Source organism: Burkholderia sp. Cy-637 (assembly GCF_011753175.1).
GTDB lineage: Bacteria > Pseudomonadota > Gammaproteobacteria > Burkholderiales > Burkholderiaceae > Burkholderia > Burkholderia gladioli.
In genome coordinates this window covers 1-4,168 of the sequence record NZ_VWWC01000297.1, presented here as the reverse complement: position 1 = coordinate 4,168, position 4,168 = coordinate 1, and the positions used below count along the sequence as shown (strand labels likewise).

General features: G+C 68.4%; 5 protein-coding genes. All 5 read right to left on the bottom strand.

The annotated features are described in order from the left end of the window. Positions 1-216: FmdB family zinc ribbon protein (locus F3J10_RS34550; RefSeq protein WP_167243955.1), on the bottom strand; the 216-nt coding region annotated here is incomplete at its 3' end. Positions 217-278: 62 nt separating this feature from the next. Continuing rightward, the gene (locus F3J10_RS34545; RefSeq protein WP_167243954.1) at positions 279-962 is read right to left on the bottom strand and encodes a thiopurine S-methyltransferase; all 684 of its coding nucleotides are present in this window, start codon (positions 960-962) and stop codon (positions 279-281) included. Between the two features lie 81 nt (positions 963-1,043). Then, positions 1,044-2,621 carry a ubiquinone biosynthesis regulatory protein kinase UbiB gene (gene ubiB / locus F3J10_RS34540; RefSeq protein WP_013699360.1) on the bottom strand — a complete coding sequence of 526 codons (1,578 nt, stop codon included), beginning with the start codon at positions 2,619-2,621 and terminating at the stop codon, positions 1,044-1,046. Between the two features lie 12 nt (positions 2,622-2,633). Then, positions 2,634-3,278, bottom strand: a complete 645-nt coding sequence (locus F3J10_RS34535) for an SCP2 sterol-binding domain-containing protein (RefSeq protein ID WP_025096871.1) — start codon at positions 3,276-3,278, stop codon at positions 2,634-2,636. 123 nt (positions 3,279-3,401) lie between these two features. Then, a partial coding sequence (locus F3J10_RS34530; RefSeq protein WP_167243953.1) for a TIM44-like domain-containing protein occupies positions 3,402-4,168 on the bottom strand: 767 nt, incomplete at its 5' end.

Sequence of the window (4,168 nt, the reverse complement as noted above, 5' to 3'; positions counted from 1 at the left end):
CGTGCTGGCGGCGGCGGCGCTGGTGCCGCCCGAACCGCCCCGGAAGTCGGTCACGTACCAGCCCGAGCCCTTCAACTGGAACCCGGCTGCGGTGACCTGCTTGCGAAAGGCATCCTTGCCGCACTCCGGGCAAACGGACAGCGGCGCGTCGCTCATCTTCTGGAGCACGTCCTTGGCGAAACCGCATGCATCGCAACGATAGGCGTAAATCGGCATGATCTTTTCCCGCGGAAACTAGAAACGTCTTGCAAAACCTTGAATTATATCCGAAAGCCCGCTCAGCTCCCCGAGCGGCGGCGCCAGCTCAGCCATAGCTCGCGCCCTTCGAACACCGGCAGCGAATCCGTGACCGGGCGCGCTTCCTCCAGCGTGAAATACGGGCCGAGCAAGGCATCGAGCGCATCGCGGTCGATCCCGAACGGCGGTCCCTTGGGCGTCGCGCCGATGAAGAAGCAGCCGGCCAGCAAACCACCCTCGGGCAGCAGCGCCGCCATGCGCGCCGCGTAGTCGTCCCAGCGCGCGGGCGGCAGCGCGCAGAGGAAGGCGCGCTCGTAGATCCATTGCGGCTGGAACGGCGGCGTGTAGGCGAAGAAGTCGGCCTCCTCCACCAGCCCGGCATGCTCGCCCAGTTGCCGGCCCGCGGCGGCCACCGCGCTCGCCGAGAAATCGATCGCCTTCACCGGCCAGCCGGCGCGCGCCAGCCAGAGCGCCTCGTGCGCGCTGCCGCAGCCGGGGATCAGCACCGGGCACGGCGAACGCGCGGCCGCGAAGGCGGCGAACGCATCGGGCACGCGTGCCAGGTCCCAGGGCACGAAGCCGCGTTCGAAACGTTCGTCCCAGAACGCGGCGCTGCCCGGATCGCGGCTCGCGAAGCCGGCCGCCGCGCCGGGGGCGATCGATGCGGCCGGCACCTCGGCCGAGGCTGGCGCCGAGGCGCCGGCCTGCTTGCTGGTATCGCTCATGTGCTCTCCCGATTTCGCCGCCGGCAGCATCGCCGCGACCACTCACCGCCGATCACGGCCAGGCGCCGTCGATCGCCGCGCTCAGGCGCCGGCCGCCAGCACCAGCAGCACGCGCGCCACGATCGCGCCGACGCCGACCGCCAGCCCGAACACCAGCAGGGCCTGCAGCAGCCGGTTGGTGCGCTTCTGCTCGGTCAGGATCTGCTGCATCAGTTCGTCGCTGAGCCCGCGCGGCGAATCGTGCCGCTCCGCGAACGCCTGGTGGATCAGGCGCGGCAGTTGCGGCAGCGTCTTGCTCCATTGCGGCGCCTCGACCTTGAAGCGCTCGTACCAGCCGCGCAGGCCGATCTGCTCGGTCATCCAGCGCTCGAGATAGGGCTTGGCGGTCTTCCAGAGATCGAGCTCCGGGTCCAGCGAACGACCCAGGCCCTCGACGTTGAGCATGGTCTTCTGCAGCAGCACCAGTTGCGGCTGGATCTCGACGTTGAAGCGGCGCGAGGTGGAGAACAGGCGCATCAGCACCTGGCCCAGCGAGATGTCCTTCAGCGCGCGGTCGAAATACGGCTCGCAGACCGCGCGGATCGCGCTCTCCAGCTCCTCGACGCGCGTATGCGGCGGCACCCAGCCCGACTCGAGGTGCAGGGTGGCGACGCGATGGTAGTCGCGCTTGAAGAAGGCCAGGAAGTTCTGCGCCAGGTAATTCTTGTCGAAGTCGGAAAGCGCGCCGACGATGCCGAAGTCGAGCGCGATGTAGCGGCCGAAATGGTTCGGGTCGAGGCTCACGAACACGTTGCCCGGGTGCATGTCGGCATGGAAGAAGCCGTCGCGGAACACCTGGGTGAAGAAGATCTCCACGCCTTCGCGCGCCAGCTTGGGGATGTCGACGCCCGCCGCGCGCAAGGTGTCGACCTGGCTGATCGGCACGCCCTTCATGCGCTCCATCACCAGCACCGAGGACGAGCTGTAGTCCCAGAACATCTCCGGCACCAGCAGCAGGTCGAGCCCGGCGAAGTTGCGGCGCAGCTGGCTGCCGTTGGCGGCCTCGCGCATCAGGTCGAGCTCGTCGTGCAGGTACTTGTCGAACTCGGCCACCACCTCGCGCGGCTTGAGGCGCCGGCTGTCGGGCCAGAGCCGCTCGGCCCAGGTGGCGATGTCGCGCAGCAGCGCCATGTCCGAGTCGATCACCGGCAGCATGTTCGGGCGCAGCACCTTGACGGCCACTTCCTTGCCGGCGTGCGCGCCCTCCTTGAGCTTGGCGAAATGCACCTGGGCGATCGAGGCGCTGGCCACCGGCACCGGGTCGAACTCGTCGAACAGCGCGCTGATCGGCGCGCCCAGCGATTTCTCGACCAGCGACATGGCCAGCGCCGAATCGAAGGGCGGCACCTGGTCCTGCAGCTTGGTCAGCTCGATCGCGAAATCGGGCGGCAGCACGTCGCGACGCGTCGACAGCATCTGGCCGAACTTCACGAAGATCGGCCCCAGGCTTTCGAGCGCGCGACGCAGGCGCACCGCAGGCGGATCGGAAAAACGACGGCCGATGGTGGTGATGCGCAGCAGCAGCTTGACGCGGCGATCGTCGATGCGCGACAGCATGACCTCGTCGAGGCCGAAGCGGATCACGGTGTAGACGATTTTGATGAAACGGAAAATGCGCATGCGGTACAGCCCTCAGTGCCCACCGCGCGAGCTGCCGCCCGCCGGTGTGCCGGATCGTTGTTCTAGGCGCTCGATACGCTTCTCGACGCGGGCCAGGGCATCGCGTGCGCGGGCCAGTTCGGCGTCGAACTCGCCGAGCGCGGCGCGGCGCACGACCTGCGGGTTCTCATCGAGAAAATATTCGCTCAGCGAGTCGAGCAGATTACGGCTGGTACGACGCGCCTGGTCGCCCGCCGAACGCACCAGGGTGGCGATGCGATGGGCGGGAGCATCGCCGAGCACGCGCGCGAGATCCTCCTCGGGCTCCCAGCGCAGGTGTTCGGCGAGCTTGGCGAGCTGGGTGGCGAATTCGGCATCGCCCTCCAGCTTGACGTGCTTCATGACGGCGGCCTGCCCCCCCTGCACGAAGGCCGTGACGGCGTCGAACGGCGATTGCCGCGCGCCGCCTAGGGCGATCGAGACGTCGGGCTGCGGCGCCTCGTGAGCCTCGACAGCGGCGAAATAGCCATCGGGCTGCACCAGCAGCAACAGGGTCAGCGGAGGGAATTCGAGCCGGGCGGTTTTCCCGGCATAGGGAATCAGGCGTTCGCGCGCCCAGGATTCGCGGGCGAGCAGATGGTTGACAGCAGCGGCGACAGACTTGGCGGCAAAGGTCATCGGACTGAGTAAAAAACCCGCGCAAGCAGGGTGCCCGCGCGGGTTTCTATTGTAACGTCGGATCGGTCCGGCCCTGTTCCGGCGTGATACCGGGTGCGTCCAGGGCCGGCGTGCCGCCTTCGCTCAGTGCAGGTTGATCTGCTGGATGCCGGCCAGCAGCCAGCCTTCGTTGCCCGACTTGGTGAGGTTCCAGACCTCCTCGAAGGGCTCGGCCGAGGCGCCCGGCGCCTCGCGGATCAGGCCGTGGAAGCGCACGCTCGCCTCGTACTGGTTGCCGCGCTCCTCGACGCCGAGCAGCTCGGCCTCGAGCTGGACCACGTCGGTCTGGTTCTTGTCCGCGCCGCGCGAGGCCAGGTCGACCTTCACCTCGGCGAACATCTCCGGCGTGGTGAACTCGCGGATATCGGTCATGTTGCCTTCGTCCCAGGCCGCCTGGAGGCGGATGAAGTAGACCTTGGCATTACGCACGAAGGCCTCGCTGTCGAAGCCGGCCGGCACCGACGGCGCCGTGCCGGCGGCCGCCAGGCCCGCGCCCGCTGCCGCCGCGCCGCCGCCGAACACGCCGGCCGCCTCGTTGGCATAGCTGCTCGACGAAGCCGGCTGCGGCTGCGGCGAGGCCTGGGCATAAGCCTGGTTCTGGCTCGCGTAACCGCCGTTCGAACCGGCGTCGTAGCCGCCGCGGTTCATTGACGAACCCGGCGACGAACCCGCGCCCGCATAAGCCGGCTCGGGCTTGCGATTGCGGTTCATCAGCTTGCGCACGATCCAGATACCGATGAAGGCCAGCAGCGCGATCACGATCACGTTGGCCATCATGCTGGCAAAGGCGCCGCCCAGGCCGAAGTGCGACAGCAGGGCCGCGATGCCGAGGCCGGCCGCCAGGCCGGCGA